This window comes from Novosphingobium sp. BL-S-34, assembly GCF_056857015.1.
On the sequence record NZ_CM166473.1, the window covers coordinates 1656701 to 1676465 of the forward strand.

Below are 19765 nucleotides of genomic sequence, written 5' to 3' on the forward strand. Positions count from 1 at the left end.
ACGCTCGGTTCCGCTTGAGCCTCAGGCGGAGACGCGGCGGGGCTTTTCCATCTCCAGCCGATTGCGGCCCTTGGCCTTGGCGCAGAACAGCGCCAGTTCGGCGCGCTCGATGGTGCTGTCCATGCTGTCGGCGATGCGCGCGACGCTGCCGCTGGTGGTGATCGCCAGCCGGCTGTCGCCCACTTTCTGGCGCAAGTCGGCCAGGGTCGTGACCACGCGGGTGCAGATCGCCTGCGCCTGTTCGGCATTGGTGCGCGGCAGCAGGACGGCGAAGCGCTCCGACCCGATCCGCGAGATGATGTCGTCCGAACGCAGCATTTCGCGCAGCAGGTCGGCGAAGACGCGCAGCACTTCGTCCCCGGTCGTCTGGCCGTGCTTCATGTTGATCGTGCGGAAGAAGTCGATGCTGAACATGGCCAAGCACCCCTCCATCCCCTGCGCGACCATGTGTTCGAGCATGGAGATGAAAGCGGCGCGATTGGTCAGCTGGGTCAGCGGGTCGGTGTAAGTCGCCGCGAACAGCTGCTCGCGCAGGCTGCGGCGCTCGTCGATGGAGCGCATCACTGCCAGCACGCCGTAGACCGCCCCGCCCTCTTCCGTGAGCGGACGGATGCGGATCTCGAACCAGCTTTCGCGGGCATCAGGTGTCACGGCGGGAAATTCGACCCATTGCGCGCCCTGCCGGCCCTCGATGGCGGCCGACAGCGCCCGCGACACGGCATCCCGCCCCTGCGCGGCGACAAGGTCCAGCAGATGGGGACCGGCCTCGGCCCGAACCTGCACGCCCAGCTTGCGAATGCCGGGCGAGGCATGGACGATCACACCAGCAAGGTCCGTCTTGATGATGACGTCAGAGGTCGTTTCCGCCAGCAGCCCGTAAAGTGCGGAGCTTTCCTGAACGGTGAAATTCATGCCCATCTTGGTATTGCCCCGGATCAGAGGGACCGCAAAGCGATCCAACGAAAATCGGGCCCGTGATTCGGATTGCGTTAGCAGACGTCAGAGCGCTCAAATGACCACTTCCAAGCATACAACTTCCGTTTTCCGGCGACCCTTGCAATAAATCTCAACAAGAATTGTTAGCCCTGTTATCTAACAGTTCGAATTTCAAGTTATTGTTATTGATGTATTTACCATCGCTGAATTGAGTCGGAAAGCGCATTTACCCTGTTCCTGCACAGGGCTGGGCAGAGCGCCGCTCAAATCCGGCAAGGACTGGAAATTTCAGAGTTCGATCATGATCCTGATCTTGTCGGGGCTCGTCTCCACGGCCGCGGCGATCTGTTCGCGGCAGCGGGCGATGAGTTCCGGCAATCCGGCTACGGTCCGGCCGGGGCGCAGTTCGGCGGCCGTGACGCCCAGTTCCTCGGCAATGGCGTCCAGCCGTTCCTCGATCGGGCGTGCGCGGCCCTGTTCCCAGGCCCAGACGGTCGGCTTGGAAACGCCGAGCCGCGAGGCCAGTTCGCCCTGGGTCAGCCCGCGCAGCTTGCGCAGGCGGTGCAGGCGCTCACCGAAGCTCTCGCCGCCGATGGCGGCCGGAGCGGATACGAGCGGCGGCGGCGCCAGTTCGACGTCCTGCGTGACGCTGCGAAGCTGTGCCGCGCTGAGGACGGCCGGATGGAGCGGCGTATCGAAAGCGCAGCCGAACAGCCGTCCGCTGGCCCAGACCACCCGCGCGCGCGTGATTCCGGCCTCCGGAAGGTCGATCTCCAGCGCTTCGCCGATCTCCATGTCCACCCGCGTTTCCAGCAGGAGACCCGTTTCGGAGAAGTTGTGGATGGTGACGGGAGTCTCGACGCCGGAAGGCAGGGAGCCCTGCGTTTCGATCGTCAGCCGCTTGCGCGTGGCGCGCGGCTTTCCGGCCTGCTGGCCGTTCTCGGTGGGCTTGTCTTCAAAATGTGCCGCAATCGGCATGGCGCAATCTCCAGGAGAATCGCACCCTGTCCCTACAGGGATTAAGAATCGGTTAGCATGTCGGCTAATTTTCCTTGCCGCACTATTCGCAAAAACCCGCAGATCGACTCTAACATCGTCTGGCCGGGCCAACACAATGAAATTCTTGTTAATCACTTCCTAACCCATTTATCCGTAGTTTTCCGGGGAATTAATCGGGGTTGCAGTGTTCAACATCTATCTTTGCATCCGTGACGGGCATGACCTGAAATTCGTCCTGCTCGCGGCGTTGATCTGTCTACTTTCTTCGCTGACGGCGCTTGCCCTGCTGCGACAGGCGGCGGGCTGCACGGCGGAGCAACTCCTGGGCATGCGGCGGCGCTGGTGGGCCCTGGCAGGCGTGAGCGCCGGCTTCGGCATCTGGGCCACGCATTTCGTGGCCATGCTGGGCTATGCGCCGGGCATGGTGGTCGGGTTCGAGCCGGGCCTGACACTGGCCTCGCTCGTCATTCCCGTCACCGCCCTTGCCATGGCCTTCGGACTGGCGGCGGAAGCGCGGGGCCGCCTGGCACTCGTCCTGGCCTCTGCCGTGGCGGCGGCAGGCATCGCCGCAATGCATTATACCGGCATGCTGGCGCTGGAAGTGCCGGCAACGATGCGCTGGCAGACCGGCTTCATCGTCGCCTCGGTGATCCTGGCCTTCCTGCCGCTCTACCCCGCCTTTTCGCTCGCTCTCGACGGCCGCCGCCTACGCGGCCTGCTGGCGGCGACCGGGCTGCTGTCCCTCTCCGTGGTCTCCCTGCACTTCACCGGCATGACCGGCCTCACCCTCATCCCCACGCGGATGCATGTGCCCGAGCAGCTGATTTCCCCGCGGGAAATGGCCGCCGCCGTCACCGCGGTGACGTTCCTGCTGGTCGCGGTCTCGGCGATCTCGCTGGCGATCAGCCGCCGCACCGCCGCGGTCGTGGCGATCAGCGAGCGCAATTTCTCGTTCCTGGTGCGCGGCATTTCGGACTGCGCGATCTACATGCTCGATCTCGACGGCCGGGTGATGAACTGGAACGCCGGCGCCCAGCGCCTGAAGGGATATCCGGAAGCCGAAGCGCTGGGCCTTCACGTTTCCAGCTTCTACACCCCCGAAGACCGCGAAGCCGCGCTCGACCGCGTCGCCCTGGAAGCGGCCGCCAACCACGGCCGCTATTACGGCGAAGGCTGGCGCGTGCGCCGCGACGGCACGCGGTTCTGGGCCCATGTGACCATGGAGCCCATGCTGGACGAGCAGGGCCAGCCCATCGGCTTCGCCAAGATCACCCGCGACATGTCACGCTTCAAGGAAGCGCAGGACCGCATCGCCGAAGCCAGCCGCCAGCGCGATGCCGCGCTCGGCCACATGCACCAGGGCCTCTGCCTGTTCGATGCCGATGAGAAGCTGGTGCTCTGCAACCCGCGCTTCCTGGAGATGTACGGCCTGGCGCCCGACAGCCTCGTGCCGGGCATGCACCTTTCCGAAGTGATCCGCCGCAGCAGCCTCGGCCGCTTCGCACCGGACGTGATCGCGGAGCGCGTCCTGCTTTCGCAGCGCGCCATTCTGGACAATCTCGCAGGGCCGTCCTCCCCGCCGATCCTGGCCGAATACCCGGACGGCACGGTGGTCTCCATCGCCAGCCGGCGCATGCCGGAGGGCGGCTGGGTCTCCACCTTCGACGACATTACCCGCCAGCACGAATCCGAAGCCCAGATCGCCCACATGGCGATGCACGACGGATTGACCGGGCTGCCCAACCGCACCCGCTTCAACTTGTGGATCGACGAGCGACTCGAACGGGCCAGCCGCGTCGGCAAGCGCCTGGGCGTGACCGCCATCGACCTCGACCGCTTCAAGGAAATCAACGACACTTACGGCCACTCCTGGGGTGACGTGGTGCTGGCGGAACTGGCCCAGCGCCTGCAGTCCGTGATCGGCGAGGATGAGATCGCCGCGCGGCTCGGCGGCGACGAATTCGGCATTGCCAAGCTGTTCGACACGGACGAGCAGCTTGCCGAATTCCTGCGCCGGGTGGAGCATTGCTTCAACATGCCCGTCGAGCACGAGAAGCAGGAACTCAGCTTCGGCGCGAGCCTGGGCGTCGCGGCCTATCCGCACGACGGGGCCGACCGCGAAGCGCTTCTCAACAATGCCGACCTCGCCATGTACCGCGCCAAGGCGCAGATCGGCGAGCGCATCTGCTATTACGAACCGGGCATGGACGAGACCGCCCGCGCGCGCCGTCAGCTTGCCAACGACTTGCGCCTGGCCATCGAGCGCGAGGAACTGGTGCTGCTCTACCAGCCCCAATGCCAGCTGCGCAGCGGCGAGCTGTCCGGCTACGAAGCGCTGGTGCGCTGGCATCACCCGCAGCGCGGACTGGTATCGCCCAGCGAATTCATCCCGATCGCCGAAGAATCGGGCGCCATCCTGTCGATCGGCGAATGGGTCCTGACGCAGGCCTGCCGGGAAGCGGTGAGCTGGCATTCCGAGCACCGCATCGCCGTCAACGTCTCGCCCATCCAGCTTGTCCAGCAGGATCTGGCGCCGATGGTGGCGCGGATCCTGATCGAGACCGGCCTCCCCGCCCGCAGGCTGGAACTGGAGATCACCGAAAGCGCGATCATCACCGACAAGGCGCGCGCGCTCAACAACTTGCGCCAGCTCAAGGAACTGGGCGTCGCCATCGCCATGGACGATTTCGGCACCGGCTATTCCTCGCTGGACACCCTGCACTCCTTCCCGTTCGACAAGATCAAGATCGACAAGTCGTTCCTGCTGGAATCGGACGAGAACGAACAGGCCCGCGCCATCATCCGCGCGGTCCTGGCGCTGGGCCAGTCGCTGCGCATCCCGGTTCTGGCGGAAGGCGTGGAGACCGCCAGCCAGTTCGAGCTGCTGATCCGCGAAGGCTGCGAGGAAGCCCAGGGCTATTTCCTCGGCCGCCCCGACCGCGCGCCCAGCCTGAAGCCCGAACCGCTGCGGATCCCGTCGGCTTTCCTGGAAGACGAGGTTGCCTGAGCGGGCCTCGGCACATTCATCGGGGCCGAATTCCGGGGCACCGCCTCGCGCCGCAATACCCATCGCGAGCCTTGTCATAACGCCGCTCATAAACCGCCGCTAAAGACTCCCTTGCCCCGGACAAAGCCATTCTGGTTGGCAATCCGGGGCCGGGAGTATCATCTGCCGCACCATGCAAGCGATTCCCGCCTCTATCGGCCGAGTCTATCTGGTCGGCGCCGGTCCCGGAGACCCCGATCTCCTGACCCTGCGCGCCGCGCGGCTGCTGATGAATGCCGCGCTCATAGTGCATGACGGGCTGGTCGATCCGGCCATCCTGGCGATGGCCAAGCCTTCCGCTCGGCTGGTCTCGGTCGCCAAGAGCCGCGCCCGCCACACCATGAAGCAGGAAGAGATCAACGCCCTGCTCGTGCGCGAAGCCCTCGCGGGCCATGACGTGGTGCGCCTGAAGGGCGGCGATCCCTTCGTGTTCGGCCGCGGCGGCGAAGAGGCGGAAGCCTGCCATGCCGCCGGCGTTCCCGTGGAAGTGGTGCCGGGCATTTCCTCCGCGCTGGGCGCCTCGGCCGCTGCGCAGATTCCGCTTACCCACCGCGACCACGCCTCGATCGTCACTTTCGTGGCAGGCCAGTGCAAGGGTCTGGCCGATCAGGACTGGTCCGGCCTGGCCGGCAAGGGTCGCACCCTGGTGATCTTCATGGGCATTGCCACCTCCGCCCAGATCGCCGAGAAGCTCATGGCCGACGGCCTGGCGCCGGACGTGCCGGTGGCGGTGATAGAGAACGCCACCCGCTCGGCCATGCGCGTGCTGCGCGGGCCGCTCGCCGGACTTGCCGACCTGATCGCGGATGCGAAGGTGCAAAGTCCCGCGCTTATCGTTATCGGGCACGTCACCGCAGAACCCGACAACACCATTCGCGCCCTGGCGCTGGAGGCAACAAAGTGAAGATCCTGACGGGCAACGACCTGAAGACCGGAGCGGTCATCTGGTGGACCGGCGTGGGCTGGTCGCTCGACGTCAACGAATCCGCCGACGTGGGCGAACATGGCGCCGCCCTGGTGGCGCGCGAGGAAGGCGCCCAGCACGCCGTCGCCGCCTATGTCGTCGATGGCGAGAAGACCGCTGAAGGCATCCGCCCCGCCCATATCAAGGAGCGCATCCGCGCCCTCGGGCCGACCGTGCGCCTCGACCTGACGCCGAAAGCCTCCGACCCCGCAGCCGCAGACTGGGTGATCTGATGTACAAGTACGACGAATACGACCAGCAGATGGTCGATACGCGCGTCGCGGAATTCCGTGACCAGGTGCGCCGCCGCCTTGCCGGCGACCTGACCGAGGACCAGTTCAAGCCGCTGCGCCTGCAGAACGGCCTCTACCTCCAGCTGCATGCCTACATGCTGCGCGTCGCGGTGCCCTATGGCACGCTGAACTCAGCGCAGATGACGCTGCTGGGCGACATCGCGGACAAGTACGACCGCGGCTACGGCCACTTCACCACGCGCCAGAACATCCAGTACAACTGGATCAAGCTGGAAGACACGCCCGACATCCTGGCCGAACTCGCCAAGGTGGAGATGCATGCCATCCAGACCAGCGGCAACTGCATCCGCAACATCAGCTCCGACCAGTTCGCCGGTGCCGCCGCGGATGAGATCGTCGATCCGCGTCCTTATGCGGAACTGCTGCGCCAGTGGTCCAGCTTCCACCCGGAATTCCTGGTGCTGCCGCGCAAGTTCAAGATCGCCGTCATCGCCTCCGAAACGGACCGCGCGGCGATGCGCCTGCACGACATCGGCATCAAGATGGTGAAGAATGACGCCGGAGAGATCGGCGCGCAGTTCTACGCCGGTGGCGGCATGGGCCGCACCCCGATGATCGCGCCCCTGATCCGCGACTTCGTGCCGCTGGACCAGCTCATCACGTTCTCGGAAGCCTGCCTGCGCGTCTACAACCGCTACGGCCGCCGCGACAACAAGTACAAGGCGCGCATCAAGATCCTCGTCCACGAACTGGGCCGCGACGAATATGTCCGCCAGGTCGAGGAAGAGTTCGCGCACCTGCTGACCCAGCCGATCGAGCCGCCGCTCGCCGAGCTGGAGCGCATCAAGGCGCACTTCACCGCCCCGGCTTACGACACCGGCGCGTCGGACGATCTGGACCTGACCGATCCCGACTTCCGCCTCTGGGTGGAGCGTAACACCCATGCCCATAAGCAGGCCGGCTACGTGATCGCCACGGTTTCGCTGAAGCCCGTGGGCGGCATCCCCGGTGATGCCACGGCCGACCAGATCCGCCTGATGGCGCAGCTGGCCAAGGACTACAGCTTCGACGAACTGCGCGTCACTCACGCCCAGAACATCGTCTTCCCGCACATTCGCAAGGCCGACCTCTACACCGTGTGGCAGGCGCTGGATGAAGCCGGGCTCGCCACTGCCAACCTCGACACCGTGGGCGACATCATCGCCTGCCCCGGCCTCGACTATTGCTCGCTGGCCAATGCCCGCTCGATCCCGGTCGCGCAGAAGATCTCCGAGCGTTTCGGCAGCGCCCAGCGCCAGGCCGAGATCGGTGAGCTGAAGCTGAAGATCTCGGGCTGCATCAATGCCTGCGGTCACCACCATGCCGGCCACATCGGCATCCTCGGCGTCGACAAGAAGGGCCTGGAAAACTACCAGCTCCTGTTCGGCGGCAGCGAAGGCGCGGATACCTCGCTCGCGAAGATCATCGGCCCCGGCTTCACCGAGGACGGCGTCGTCGACGCCATCGAAAAGGCCACCGAAGTCTATCTCGCCAACAAGGAAGGCGAGGAGCGCTTCCTCGACACCTATCGCCGTATCGGCATGGATCCGTTCAAGGAGGCCATTTATGGTTGAGGTCCAGTTCCGTTTCCGTGACGACGAAACCGTCAACGACCCCGCCGTCACCGTGGATTCGTTCTCCGAACAGTCCAACGCCTCCGCCGTCCGCATCGAGCCGGGCGACGATGCGCGCGACCTGCTGCCTTACCTCGACCGGCTTTCGCTCGTCGAAGTGAGCTTCCCGGCCTGGACCGACGGCCGCGGCTATTCCTCGGCGCGCCTGCTTCGCGAAGCGGGCTACCAGGGCGAAATGCGGGCCGTGGGTGATCTGGTGATCGACATGCTCTCGCACCTCAAGCGCTGCGGCTTCGACGCCTTCGCGCCCGACAAGGCCCTCAACGAACAGGACGCCCGCAATGCGTTCGATCGCTGGGACAACGTCTACCAGGCCACCGTCGTCGACGGTCGCCCGGCGATCTGGGCGAAGCGCCACCCGGCGTAACCGTCCCTACAGGGAACCACCGATGCCCCACACCGAAGCTGCCCGTATTCGCGACCTGATCGACACCGGCCCTCGTTTCGACGAGGCCGATGCCGTTCGCCTCAACCGCCTCTTCCGCGGCACCGAAACGAGCGAGATGCTCGAAACGGTGCTCAAGGAACGCATGGTGGGCGATATCGCGATCGTGTCCAGCTTCGGTGCGGAATCGGCGGTACTGCTGCATCTCATCAGCCGCGTCGATCCCACGGTGCCGGTGCTGTTCCTCGAAACCGGCAAGCATTTCCCCGAGACCCTGGCCTATCGTGACCTGCTGATCGAGCGGCTGGGACTGAAGGACTTGCGCAACCTCGTCCCCGATGCCGAGGAACTGGCGAAGAAGGACGAAAACGGACTGCGCTGGTCCTACGATCCCGACGGCTGCTGCGAAATCCGCAAGGTGAAGCCGCTGGAAAAGGCCCTGCTGGGCTTCGATGCCTCGTTCAGCGGCCGCAAGGCGTTCCAGGCCTCCACCCGCGCCACCCTGCCTCGCTTCGAGGTGGACACCACTGACGCGCAGGGCCGCCTCAAGGTGAACCCGCTGATCGACTGGTCGCCCGAGCGGATCGCCGCCTATATCGCCGAACACGACTTGCCGGCGCATCCGCTGGTCGCCGAGGGCTATCCTTCGATCGGCTGCATGCCCTGCACCAGCAAGGTCGCCGCAGGCGAAGACCCGCGCTCCGGCCGCTGGCGCGGCTGGAACAAGACCGAATGCGGCATTCACGTCGCCACCCATTCGGATTACACGACCAAGAACGCACCCGAGTTCGATCCGGGGCTCTGAGCCAGGGTTCGCTTCGGGCAAGGGTTCGCTTCGGGCAAGGGCTTGCTTGGAGCACTCCCCTGGCCGAACCAGAGCATTGCCCTGAACCTTTCACCGGGACACCGGCAGAGCCACAGCCGCGCAACCCATTGCAACAAACAAGACCAGGAGTGCAATTATTGCACTCCTGGTCGGGGTTGGCATGGCGCCGGGGTCCACTAGATCGCACTTGCCCCCAAAATATTGCAGTGCAACATGACCGATCAGCAAAAAACCCATACTCACCCCGCGCTCGTCATCCTCGCCTTGGCGATGGGTGCCTTCGCCATCGGCACGACCGAATTCGCCGCGATGAGCCTCGTGCCCTATTTCGCGCGCGATCTCGGCCTGACCGAGCCTGAGGCGGGCCATGCGATCAGCACCTATGCGCTGGGCGTCGTGGTCGGCGCGCCGATCATCGCCGTTCTGGCCGCGAAATTGCCCCGGCGGGCCTTGCTGATCGGCCTCATGGCGCTCTTCGCGGTGGGCAACGCGCTTTCGGCCATGGCGCCCACATATCCGCTGCTGCTGCTGTTCCGCTTCATCAGCGGGCTGCCGCACGGTGCCTACTTCGGCATCGCCGCGCTGGTGGCCGCCTCGATGGTGCCGGCAAACCGCCGCGCCCAGTCGGTGGCGCTGGTCATGTCCGGCCTGACGGTGGCGACGATCATCGGCGTGCCGCTGGCCAATTGGCTGGGCCAGGCCTTCGGCTGGCGCACCGGCTTCGCCATCGTCTCGGTGCTGGCCGTCATCACCATGGCGCTCGTCGCGCTCTTCGCCCCGCACCAGAAGGCAGCCGAAGGCGCCAGCCCGATGCGCGAACTGGGCGCGCTGCGCCGCCCGCAAGTGCTGCTGACCCTGCTGACCGGCGCCATCGGTTTCGGCGGCCTCTTCGCGGTCTACACCTACATCGCCTCGACCATGATCGAAGTGACCAAGGTTTCCGAGCACCTCGTGCCGGTGGTCCTGGCCGTGTTCGGCGTGGGCATGACGGTGGGCAACCTGTTCTGGGCCTGGGCGGCCGACCGCTCGCTGAACAAGGCCGCGATCGGCGCGCTGCTGTTCAGCGCCTTCGCCCTTGCGCTGTTCCCGATGGCCGCAAGCAACGTCTGGACGCTGAGCGTGGTGGTGGTGATGATCGGTTTTGCCGGCGGCCTCGGCACGATCCTCCAGACCCGCCTGATGGACGTGGCGGGCGACGCGCAGGCCCTGGCCGCGGCGGCGCACCACAGCGCCTTCAACATGGCCAATGCGCTTGGCCCCTGGCTCGGCGGCCTGGCCATTTCGGCAGGCTACGGCCTGACCTCGACAGGCTGGATCGGCATGGGCCTGTCTCTGGGCGGGCTGGCGATCTTCCTGGTGACGCTGACCCTGCACAAGCGCGAGCACGAAGGCGCCATGGCCGGGCAGCCGGTCCCGGCCTGCTGAGGCCTTCCGCGCACCGGATGAAGAAAGGCCCGCGAGTTCGTCACTCGCGGGCCTTTTCGTGTCCGGCTGGCAGGGGCGTCAGCCGATCATCATGAGGCTGGCATTGCCGCCCGCCGCCGTGGTGTTGATCGAAGTGGAGACTTCCTCCAGCAGCCAGACCAGGTTCGGCCCCGGCGTGCGGTGGACGGGCACGATCGGCCCGGGCAGCTCGGCCACGGCCTTGCAGGCCGCGCGAACCGCCTCGGCATCGCCTTCCACCAGGCAGGCAGCGAAATGTGCGCCGGCATCGGGAGCGAAACGGGCGGCCACGGCTTCGGGCAGTCCGGCCGGAAGCGCCATGCCCTCGACCGTCGCGGTGTTGCCGGTGGCCAGCACGGCCGCCATTTGCCCGTAGAGCCCTTCCTGCGTCGCCGGGCGCAGCAGGATGCGGCCGCGCGGGTGAAGGGCATAGAGATTGATCTCACCCACCGGGCCCGGCAGGCTCAGTTCCATGCCCAGCCCCGATCCGCCCGCCAGGCTGCGCGCCGCGGCCGCGGAAGCGGCATCGCCCTGCCCGGACAGCCAGGTCGCGAAAGCCTCTACAAGCGGCGCCGTCCTGGCGGGCGCATCCAGCACTTGCGGCGCCTGCCGCGCCAGTCGCCCGAGATAGAGCGGACCGCCCGCCTTCGGACCCGTGCCCGAGAGCCCGCGGCCGCCGAAAGGCTGCACGCCGACGATCGCGCCGATGGTGTTGCGATTGACGTAGAGATTGCCCGCACGGATGGCCGAGGTCACTTGCTCCACCGTCGCGTCAAGACGGGTGTGGAGGCCGAACGTCAATCCGTAGCCGGTGGCGTTGATCGCCTCTATCAGCGCGGGCAGTTCATCGCGCTTGAAACGCAGGACATGCAGCACCGGCCCGAACACCTCGCGTTCGATCTGGTCGATCGTCGAGATCTCGATGATCGTGGGCGCCACGAAAGTGCCCGATCCGCACGTCGCGGGGATCGCCACTTGCTCGACCTTGCAGCCGCGCGCCTTCATGCGAGCGACGTGGCCGTCGATCATGCCCTTGGCCTCGGCCGTGATCACCGGCCCGATGTCGACCGCGAGTTCCTGCGTATTGCCGACCCGCAGCTCCGCCAGCGCGCCCTTGAGCATGACCAGCGTGCGGTCCGCCACTTCCTCCTGGAGGCAGAGCACCCGCAGCGCCGAGCAGCGCTGTCCGGCCGAATCGAAGGCCGAGGCGATCACGTCGGCAACCACCTGCTCGGCCAGAGCCGAGGAATCGACGATCATCGCGTTCTGGCCGCCGGTCTCGGCGATGAAGGGAACGGCATGACCATGGGCCGAAATCCGTCCGGCCAGCTGCTTCTGGATGAGGCGCGCCACTTCGGTAGAGCCGGTGAACATCACTGCCGCCACTTGCGGCGCCGCCACCAGCGCGGCGCCCAGCTTGCCGTCGCCCGGCAGCAGTTGGAGCGCGTCCTTGGGCACGCCGGCCTCGTGCAGCAGGCGCACGGCTTCGGCAGCGATCAGCGGCGTTTCCTCCGCCGGCTTGGCCAGCACCGGGTTGCCTGCCACCAGCGCCGCCGCGACTTGCCCTGCGAAGATCGCCAGCGGGAAGTTCCAGGGGCTGATGCAGACCACCGGCCCCAGCGGCACCTGATCGGCGCCGAACGTCTCGCGGGCCTGCTTCGCATAGTAGCGCAGGAAGTCGATCGCTTCGCGCACTTCGGCGATGGCATTGGCGGCCGACTTGCCGGCCTCGCGGATGACGAGGCCCATGAGCAGCCCGATCCGGCCCTGCATGGCATCGGCGGCGGCCTCCAGCATGGCCGCGCGCTCGTCCACGGATACCTGGCTCCAACGGCTGATCGCGGCGCGAGCGACGGCGACGGAGGCGGCTTCCGGGGCCACTTCGATCACCCGGCCCACCACGTCCGCGTGATCGGCGGGGTTGAGCACGGCGCGCTCGCCGCCCTGGGCATTGGCGGGCATGGCGAACCATTCGCGCGCGGCGGAACGGCGCAGGTCTTGCGACAGCGAGGCCAGCGCCGCCTCGTCGGCCATGTCGATGCCGTCCGAATTGCGGCGGCCGGGGTAGAGGTCGGCCGCCAGCGGGATCAGGTCGTGCCGCGCGCCCGGATCGGGCATGGCGCGCACGACGTCTACGGGATCGCCCACCATCTCTTCCACGGGCACGGCCGGATCGGCGATGCGGTTCACGAACGAGGAGTTCGCGCCGTTTTCCAGGAGACGGCGCACGAGATAGGCCAGCAGCGTCTCATGCGTGCCGACCGGCGCGTAGATGCGGCAGGGCCGGTCGAGATTGTTCCCGGATTCGCCGGCGCCGACGACTTGCGAATAGAGCGGCTCGCCCATGCCGTGGAGGCACTGGAACTCGTACTGGCCGATCGCGAAGTCCGGCCCGGCCAGATGGTAGATCGTGGCCAGCGTCTGCGCATTGTGAGTGGCGAACTGCGGGAACACCGCGTCCGGCGCAGCCAGCAGCTTCTTCGCGCAGGCGACATAGGACACGTCCGTGTGGACCTTGCGGGTGAACACCGGGAAATCGGCCAGCCCGTCCACTTGCGCGCGCTTGATCTCGGCGTCCCAATAGGCGCCCTTCACCAGGCGCACCATCATGCGGCGCCCGGCGCGGCGGCCCAGATCGATGATCCAGTCGAGCACGAAGGGGCAGCGCTTGCCATAGGCCTGGACCACGAAGCCCAGCCCGTCCCAGCCCTGGAGTTCGGGATCGAGGGCCAGCGCCTCCAGCAGGTCCAGCGAGAGTTCGAGGCGGTCCGCTTCCTCGGCATCGATGTTGAAGCCGATATCGTAGCCGCGCGCGAGCACGGCCAGCGCCTTCACGCGCGGCAGCAGTTCGCCCATCACGCGCTCCGCCTGGCCCCGGGTGTAGCGCGGATGGAGCGCCGAGAGCTTGATCGAGATGCCCGGCCCCCGGTAGATGCCGCGCCCGGCGCTCGCCTTGCCGATGGCGTGGATGGCGTTCACATAGTCGGCGTTGTAGCGGTTGGCATCGGCCGCGGTGGTGGCGGCTTCGCCCAGCATGTCGTAGCTGTAGCCGAAGCCCTTTTCCTCCAGCGCGCGCGCGCGCTTCACGGCTTCACCGATCGTTTCGCCGGTCACGAACTGCTCGCCCATCAGGCGCATCGCCAGATCGACGCCGCGGCGGATCACCGGCTCGCCTGCGCGGGCGACCAGCCGCGTCAGGGCCGAGCCGAGGCCCTTGTCGTCGACCGAGCCGACCAGCTTGCCCGTCACCACCAGCCCCCAGGTCGCGGCATTGACGAAGAGCGACTTGCCGCCGCCGAGGTGCGCGCTCCAGTCTCCGTCGGAGATCTTGTCGCGGATGAGCGCGTCGCGGGTGGCATTGTCGGGAATGCGCAGCAGCGCCTCGGCCAGGCACATGAGCGCCACGCCTTCCTGGCTGGACAGCGAATATTCCTGCACCAGACCCTCGACGCCGGTGCCCTTGTGATTGGCACGCAAGGTGGAGACCAGGTGGATGGCCGTCTCGCGAACCGCCTGGCGCTGCGCCTCGGGCAGCGTCGCCGCGTCAAGCAGCGGCGCCATGCAGGCGGCCTCGTCGCGGCGGAAAGCATCGGTGATCGCGCGGCGAAGCGGGGTCGGTTCGCTGACGGCGGGGGCGAAGGCGCCGAAGAGGGGCGTGCGTGCGGGCGTGTGGGTCATGAATCGCCAATATCCCAAGGTCGCTTGGCAATCCGACTTTTCACAGGCACAGATTGGCTCATCTGAACTTATCTTTCGGGATCTTGCAGGCCAAACGGATGGCAAATCGCGTAAAACACGTCGATCTGGACGAACTCGATCGCAAGATCATCGCCGCCTTGCGCGCCGACGGGCGCATGAGCGTCACCGACCTTGCGCAGAACGTAGGGCTTTCCAAGACGCCTTGCCAGGTCCGCATGCGGCGGCTGATCGATTCGGGGGTGATCCGGGGCTTCCGCGCCGTGGTCGATCCGGCCAGCCTGGGCCTTGACCATGTCGCCTTCACCGAGGTCAAGCTGTCGGACACGCGCGAGCAGGCGCTGAAGGAGTTCAACGCCGCCGTCCGCCGCATTCCCGAAGTGGAGGAGTGCCACATGCTCGCCAGCCATTTCGACTACCTGCTGAAAGTCCGCACCACCGACATCCGCCGTTACCGCGAGGTTCTGGGCGAAAAACTGTCGAACCTGCCGCATGTTTCCAGCACGTCCACATATGTGGCCATGGAAACGGTGAAGGACGCCAGCAGCTAGCCCTGCCGATCGGGCCGGGCGGCATCCCTCACGGTACCCGCTCGCCCGTGACTTTCGCCGATCCGAACATGCCCATCTTGCACTTCCCGCCGAGGGTGTCTCCGCGCAGTTCCAGATCGTATTTGAGCGTGATCTTCATCGGTTTCTCCACCTTGAGATCGAACCGCAGGCGCCCGGTCTCGAACGTGCCGCCGCCGAAGTCCTGCCTGCCTTCCGGCGATGACAGGTAGCCGCTGACGGCGCTGCCCTCCACGTCGAAGTGCGCCAGCATCGCCTGCGACCCCATCGGCGTCTTGAGCACCATGTTCCAGTCTCCCCCAGGCCCGCTCACCGCGGCGGGCTGCTCATCGTTCGGCCCGGGGTCCGGTTCCGGGTCCGGCGCGATGGCGGCGGCAGGCGCCGGCTCGGCGCGCACCGGCTCCGGCTTGTGCAGGCCCGATACGTCGCGCTGTTCGATCACGTCAAGAATGCGGCCCGGCGTCAGCGGCAGGACAAGGTCCTCGATCTCCCCGAACGGCGAAAGGGCATCGGCGATGGCGTTCACCAGCGTGGGCGGACCGATGATCGCGCCGCCCTCCCCCACGCCGCGCATGCCGCCGATGGTCTGCGACGGGGTATTGGCGTGGACGAATTCGAACACCGGCACGTCGGAAATCGACGGCAGGAGGTAGTCCTTGAACGTCGCCGCCTGCGGATTGCCCCGCGCGTCGTAAGGCATCTCCTCCAGCAAGACCATGCCGATGGCCTGTGCCAGCCCACCGGAAATCTGCCCCTCGACCACGGCCGGGTTGATGACCGTCCCGCAATCCTCGGACGAGATCCAGCGCAGGATCGAGACGAAGCCGGTGTCCACATCCACTTCCACCACGGCAAGATGGGTGGCGCTGGTGAACGTCATCGGCTGCGGCTGATAACGGAACTGCATCTCCAGCCCGGTTTCCAGCCCCGGCGGCAGACGGTCGGGCTCGCCATAGGCGATGGCGGCAATCTCCGCGAGCGGCCGCGCCATTTCCGGCGCGCCCTCCACCCGGACCATGCCCGCGTCGAGCACCACGCTTTCGGCACTGGCATTGAGCAAGTGCGCGGCCACGGCACGCACTTTTTCCGCCAGCAGTTCCGAGCAACGGATCGCCGCCCCGCCCGCAATCACGCCCTGACGGCTTCCTGCCGCTCCGGGGCTGAAGCCACCGCGCGAGCTGTCACCCTCGAACACGGTCACATCCTCGTAGCGCACGCCCAGCCGGTCTGCGATGCACTGGGCCATCGTCGTGGCCGTGCCGTGGCCCTGCGAATGGGTGGACATCGTCGCGGTGACCTTGCCCGTCGGTTCGATCCGCACTTGCGCCAGCTCGCCGGTCATCGGCGCCATCGATCCCGCCGAGCCGGTCGGTTCGACATAGGACGCCAGGCCCACGCCCAGATAGCGGCCCTCCTGCCGCGCGCGCGACTGTTCGCGGCGGAACTGCGCCATGTCGAAGTGCTGGAGCAGCTTTTCCAGGCATTCGCCGGGCGTGATGTCCTGCAGCGGAATGCCCATGCTGGTCACGGCGGGCTGGTCGGCAAGGTAGACGAGGTTGCGGCGGCGGATCTCCACCGGATCGATCGCCAGCTTGCGCGCCGCCTTGTCCAGCAGGGTCTCGCGGACCAGCGATTCCATCGCCCAGGGCCCGCGATAGGCGGCAAGGCCGTTGGTGTTGGTGTACCATCCGCGCGAGACGAAGGCGTAGGCAGGCTGCTTGTAGGCCGCCCAGACGAACATGTGCACGGCGATATTGCTGTCCGCGCCTTGCGGGAAGGCACCGTTGTTGCAGTCGTAGATGCCGTGGGAACCGGTGAGCCGACCTTCCGCGTCGAACCCCGCCTGCAGGGTCATCTCCGCCTCGCGTGCCTGGTTGGATGCGGTGAGCGCCTCGTAGCGGTCCTCGATCCACTTGAGCGGCCGCCCCAGCAGCAGCGCCGCGACGATGACCGCGCTTTCCTCCTTCCACGGATGGTTCTTCAGCCCGAAGGCGCCGCCCACGTCCTTGGCGATGACCCGGATCGCGGTATCCGGCAGATCCAGCGCCAGGCTGACCCAGCGCGCCACGAGATGCGGGCTCTGGCAGGTAATCCAGAGCGTAAGTTCTTCCGGTCCGTCGCGCGCGGCGATCACCCCGCGCGTCTCCATGGGCGCCTGCGAGATGCGCTGGTGGACCACCTTGTGGCTGAGCCGCAGCGCCGATCCGGCGAGCTTGCGCTCCAGCTCCTCCTCGATGTCTTCGTCGCCGATTTCGGCTGCGACATTGCTGTCCATCCCGGCATGGATCGCCGCGGACGACCTGGCCTGCGCGATCGTGACGACGGGATCGTGCTCCTCGTACTCGACCTCGATCAGGGAGGCGGCGTCTTCCGCCATGGCGCGCGTCTCCGCGGCGACCATGACCACCGGCTCGCCGACATAGGCCACCTGACCGTCCGCAAGCGGCGCAATCGCGATCTCCGCCTCGGTAAAGAAGAACGAGAGCATGCGGATCGGCCGCGCGGCGAGGTCCGCCGCGGTCAGCACGGCATGGACACCGGGCATCTCGCGGGCGAATTCGCTTTGGATGGACAGGATGCGCCCACGCGCCACGGGGCTGCGGGCGAAAGCGACATGGAGCATGCCGGGCAGGCTCACGTCGTCCACGAACTGCCCGCGCCCGGTCAGCAGGCGCGGATCTTCCTTGCGAAGCGCGCGTTTGCCGATCCAGCGCGTGGCACCAAGCCCGCCGCCGGGCGCCTGCGCATTCATGCCGCCTGCCCCTTGCCGGCGGCAGGGCCGGTCGCCCCGTCTCCGCTCATGCGCTCGGCCCCGCCTCCGTACCTGCCCTCCGCCAGGGCCCGAGCAGCGCGCCGGATGCCCTGATAGCCCGTGCAACGGCAGACATGGCCGGACATGGCGGCGATCATCGTCGCTTCGTCCGCGGGTTCCTCGCCCGCCGTCAGCGCCGCGAAAGTCATCAGCACGCCCGGCGTGCAAAAGCCGCATTGCAGCCCGTGGGCCTCGCGCATGGCCTCCTGCGCCGGATGGAACGTGCCGTCCGGCGCGGCGAGGCCCTCGACGGTGGTCACGTCCGCTCCGTCCGCCTGGACCGCCAGCATCAGGCAGGCGCGCACGGCCCGCCCGTCGACCAGGACCGTGCAGGCGCCGCAAACGCCATGCTCGCATCCCAGGTGCACCCCGGTGCAGCCCGCCTCCAGTCGCAGATGGTCTGCAAGGCTGGTGCGCGCCTCCACCCGGTCATGACGGCGGTGTCCATTGACGGTCCATGCGATGGCGTGTTCGCTCATGCGGCCTCCCTCAGGTCCAGAACTTCGCGCAGGCCCCGTGCGAAGATGCGGCGGCCGACAGTACGGCGGTATTCCGCACTGGCGTGGTGATCGTCGAAAGGCGCGCTCTCCGCCACGGCCAGTCCCGCCACGGCCTCGACGTCGAGATCGGCCAGGGCCGCGCCGAGCAGCGCCTCTTCGGCCCGGCGCATGCGGATCGGCGTCGGCCCCATGCCGAACCAGGCGAGTCCGGCCCGCGCCACTTTGCCGTCTTCCAGCACCAGCGCGCCGACCATGCCGACCAGCGCGAAGTCTCCGGGCCGCTGCGCCACTTCGCGAAACAGCACCAGATGCCCCGCCGCCCAGTCGGGATAGACCACGGCCGTCAGCAGTTCGTCCGGTTCCAGCACCGTCATGTAAGGGCCGAGATAGAAGTCCGCCGCCGCGACGTGCCGTGTGCCCCTTGTCGAGATGATCTCCAGCGTGGCGCCCAGCGCGATCGCCGTCGCCGGCATTTCCGCCGCCGGCTCGCCGAGCGCGATCGATCCGCCCACCGTCCCGCGGTTGCGCGTCTGGTGGTGCCCGACATGGCCCAGAGCCGTGACCAACGCCGGGAGCCGCCGGGCGAGCGTTGCATCGGCCAGGGCCTCGGCCTGCAGCGTCATGGCGCCCACGCGAATCCCGCCCGCGACTTCGGAAACGCCGCGCAGCTCCGCGATGCCGCCAAGGTCGACGAGGATGAAAGGCTGGCTCATCCGCAAGTTCAGCAGGGGCATGAGCGTCTGCCCGCCTGCCAGCACCGTCGCTCCCCCGCCGGCCTCCGCCAGCACCCGGCAGGCCTCGGCAACGCTGGCCGGGCGGACATAGTCGAACGGCGCGGGCTTCATCGCGGCGCTCCCCTGCGCCCGGCCTCGAAGGCGGCGGCGGCCGTGACCACCAGCAGCACCGCCACGCCCAGGAACTCTGCGTGGAGTCCTTTCACACCCAGCATGAAACCTGCCACCAGCGCCAGCAGGAGCGCGGCCACCCAGCCCCAGACAGTCCCTCCCGGCGCGGCGCGCGCACCGGGAACGAGCGGCGCGGAAAGCACCGGCGCCGTTGCAGTCGCCCCCTGCCCGGCGCCGGCTGCAAGCTCCCCCGCTGCAACCGGCGCCGGAGCGCCCCCCGTGACGACCTCCCCGAACCTGGTAAAAAACTTGCCGGCGAGATTCTTCGCCGTCGCATCGATGATCGGCCCGCCCAGCTGGGCCATGCGGCCGCCCACTTCCGCCTCGACTTCGTAAGCGACCAGCGTTCCGCCATCTTCGCCGTCACTGAGCCGCACTTTCGCGCCGCCCCGGGCGCTTCCGGCAATGCCCCCGTTGCCCGAGCCGGTTATCGTATAGCCATTGGGCGCATCGAGATCGGAGAGGTGCACCTGCCCCCGAAACCGCGCGCCGATGGGCCCGATCTTCACTTCCGCCACGGCAACGAAGCGATCGTCCCCCTCTCGCTCCAGGCTCTGGCAGCCCGGAATGCACTGGGCGAGAACGACGGGATCGTTGAGCGCTTCCCACACCTTCCGGCGCGGCGCCGCGACCCGCTGCTCGCCCGTCATCTGCATTTGCGCTCTCCCGCTTCCCTGCCCGGCCCGTTTTCCGGCTTGGGCGATGAAACGACGGGACGGCCCGCAATGCAAGAACTATGAGCGACACTGTATCTTAT

At 67.2% G+C, this 19765-nt stretch carries 15 protein-coding genes; 8 read left to right on the forward strand and 7 right to left on the reverse strand.

Annotated features, from left to right (window positions below):
• Positions 1 to 21 precede the first annotated feature (21 nt).
• On the reverse strand, positions 22 to 912 hold the full coding sequence (locus tag AC1VV3_RS21085) for a GGDEF domain-containing protein (RefSeq protein WP_243840908.1): 891 nt from the start codon (positions 910 to 912) through the stop codon (positions 22 to 24).
• Between the two features lie 312 nt (positions 913 to 1224).
• Entirely contained in the window at positions 1225 to 1914 is a 690-nt protein-coding gene (locus AC1VV3_RS21090; RefSeq protein ID WP_134093497.1) for a helix-turn-helix domain-containing protein, read from the reverse strand.
• A 205-nt stretch (positions 1915 to 2119) separates the two neighbouring features.
• Between AC1VV3_RS21090 and AC1VV3_RS21095 the strand changes: the two genes are divergently transcribed.
• The 7 genes from AC1VV3_RS21095 (at position 2120) to AC1VV3_RS21125 (ending at position 10508) form a co-directional block, all read left to right on the forward strand.
• Entirely contained in the window at positions 2120 to 4942 is a 2823-nt protein-coding gene (locus tag AC1VV3_RS21095; protein WP_482962397.1) for a bifunctional diguanylate cyclase/phosphodiesterase, read from the forward strand.
• A gap of 172 nt (positions 4943 to 5114) precedes the next feature.
• On the forward strand, positions 5115 to 5885 hold the full coding sequence (gene cobA / locus AC1VV3_RS21100) for a uroporphyrinogen-III C-methyltransferase (RefSeq protein ID WP_134093495.1): 771 nt from the start codon (positions 5115 to 5117) through the stop codon (positions 5883 to 5885).
• Positions 5882 to 6178 carry a DUF2849 domain-containing protein gene (locus AC1VV3_RS21105; RefSeq protein WP_132267362.1) on the forward strand — a complete coding sequence of 99 codons (297 nt, stop codon included), beginning with the start codon at positions 5882 to 5884 and terminating at the stop codon, positions 6176 to 6178. Before cobA ends, AC1VV3_RS21105 begins: the two co-directional genes overlap by 4 nt.
• On the forward strand, positions 6178 to 7812 hold the full coding sequence (locus AC1VV3_RS21110) for a nitrite/sulfite reductase (RefSeq protein WP_482962398.1): 1635 nt from the start codon (positions 6178 to 6180) through the stop codon (positions 7810 to 7812). Before AC1VV3_RS21105 ends, AC1VV3_RS21110 begins: the two co-directional genes overlap by 1 nt.
• Positions 7805 to 8239 (forward strand): DUF934 domain-containing protein, encoded by a 435-nt coding sequence (locus tag AC1VV3_RS21115; RefSeq protein WP_132267366.1) that lies wholly within the window; start codon positions 7805 to 7807, stop codon positions 8237 to 8239. The genes AC1VV3_RS21110 and AC1VV3_RS21115 overlap by 8 nt, the downstream gene beginning before the upstream one ends.
• 22 nt (positions 8240 to 8261) lie before the next feature.
• A complete protein-coding gene (locus AC1VV3_RS21120; protein ID WP_482962399.1) occupies positions 8262 to 9062 on the forward strand; it encodes a phosphoadenylyl-sulfate reductase in 801 nt (266 codons plus the stop codon).
• Positions 9063 to 9296: 234 nt separating this feature from the next.
• Positions 9297 to 10508, forward strand: coding sequence for an MFS transporter (locus tag AC1VV3_RS21125; protein ID WP_482962400.1), 1212 nt, complete (start codon positions 9297 to 9299; stop codon positions 10506 to 10508).
• Positions 10509 to 10586: 78 nt separating this feature from the next.
• On the opposite strand, the gene putA is transcribed toward AC1VV3_RS21125, so the two are convergent.
• Complete coding sequence (putA, locus tag AC1VV3_RS21130; protein WP_482962401.1) at positions 10587 to 14204, reverse strand: trifunctional transcriptional regulator/proline dehydrogenase/L-glutamate gamma-semialdehyde dehydrogenase; 3618 nt, start codon at positions 14202 to 14204, stop codon at positions 10587 to 10589.
• Positions 14205 to 14302: 98 nt separating this feature from the next.
• Here putA and AC1VV3_RS21135 point away from each other — a divergent pair, with 98 nt between their 5' ends.
• Positions 14303 to 14773: an Lrp/AsnC family transcriptional regulator gene (locus AC1VV3_RS21135; protein ID WP_132267373.1), complete on the forward strand. Its 471-nt coding sequence runs from the start codon at positions 14303 to 14305 to the stop codon at positions 14771 to 14773.
• Between the two features lie 28 nt (positions 14774 to 14801).
• Here AC1VV3_RS21135 and AC1VV3_RS21140 read toward each other — a convergent pair whose 3' ends face one another.
• The 4 genes from AC1VV3_RS21140 to AC1VV3_RS21155 are packed head-to-tail and all read right to left on the reverse strand — an operon-like array spanning position 14802 to position 19664.
• Positions 14802 to 17543, reverse strand: a complete 2742-nt coding sequence (locus tag AC1VV3_RS21140; RefSeq protein ID WP_482962402.1) for a xanthine dehydrogenase family protein molybdopterin-binding subunit — start codon at positions 17541 to 17543, stop codon at positions 14802 to 14804.
• Positions 17540 to 18082: a (2Fe-2S)-binding protein gene (locus AC1VV3_RS21145; protein ID WP_482962403.1), complete on the reverse strand. Its 543-nt coding sequence runs from the start codon at positions 18080 to 18082 to the stop codon at positions 17540 to 17542. Before AC1VV3_RS21145 ends, AC1VV3_RS21140 begins: the two co-directional genes overlap by 4 nt.
• Entirely contained in the window at positions 18079 to 18948 is an 870-nt protein-coding gene (locus AC1VV3_RS21150) for an FAD binding domain-containing protein (protein ID WP_482962404.1), read from the reverse strand. The genes AC1VV3_RS21145 and AC1VV3_RS21150 overlap by 4 nt, the downstream gene beginning before the upstream one ends.
• The gene (locus tag AC1VV3_RS21155; protein ID WP_482962405.1) at positions 18945 to 19664 is read right to left on the reverse strand and encodes an SRPBCC family protein; all 720 of its coding nucleotides are present in this window, start codon (positions 19662 to 19664) and stop codon (positions 18945 to 18947) included. Before AC1VV3_RS21155 ends, AC1VV3_RS21150 begins: the two co-directional genes overlap by 4 nt.
• Between the last annotated feature and the right edge of the window lie 101 nt (positions 19665 to 19765).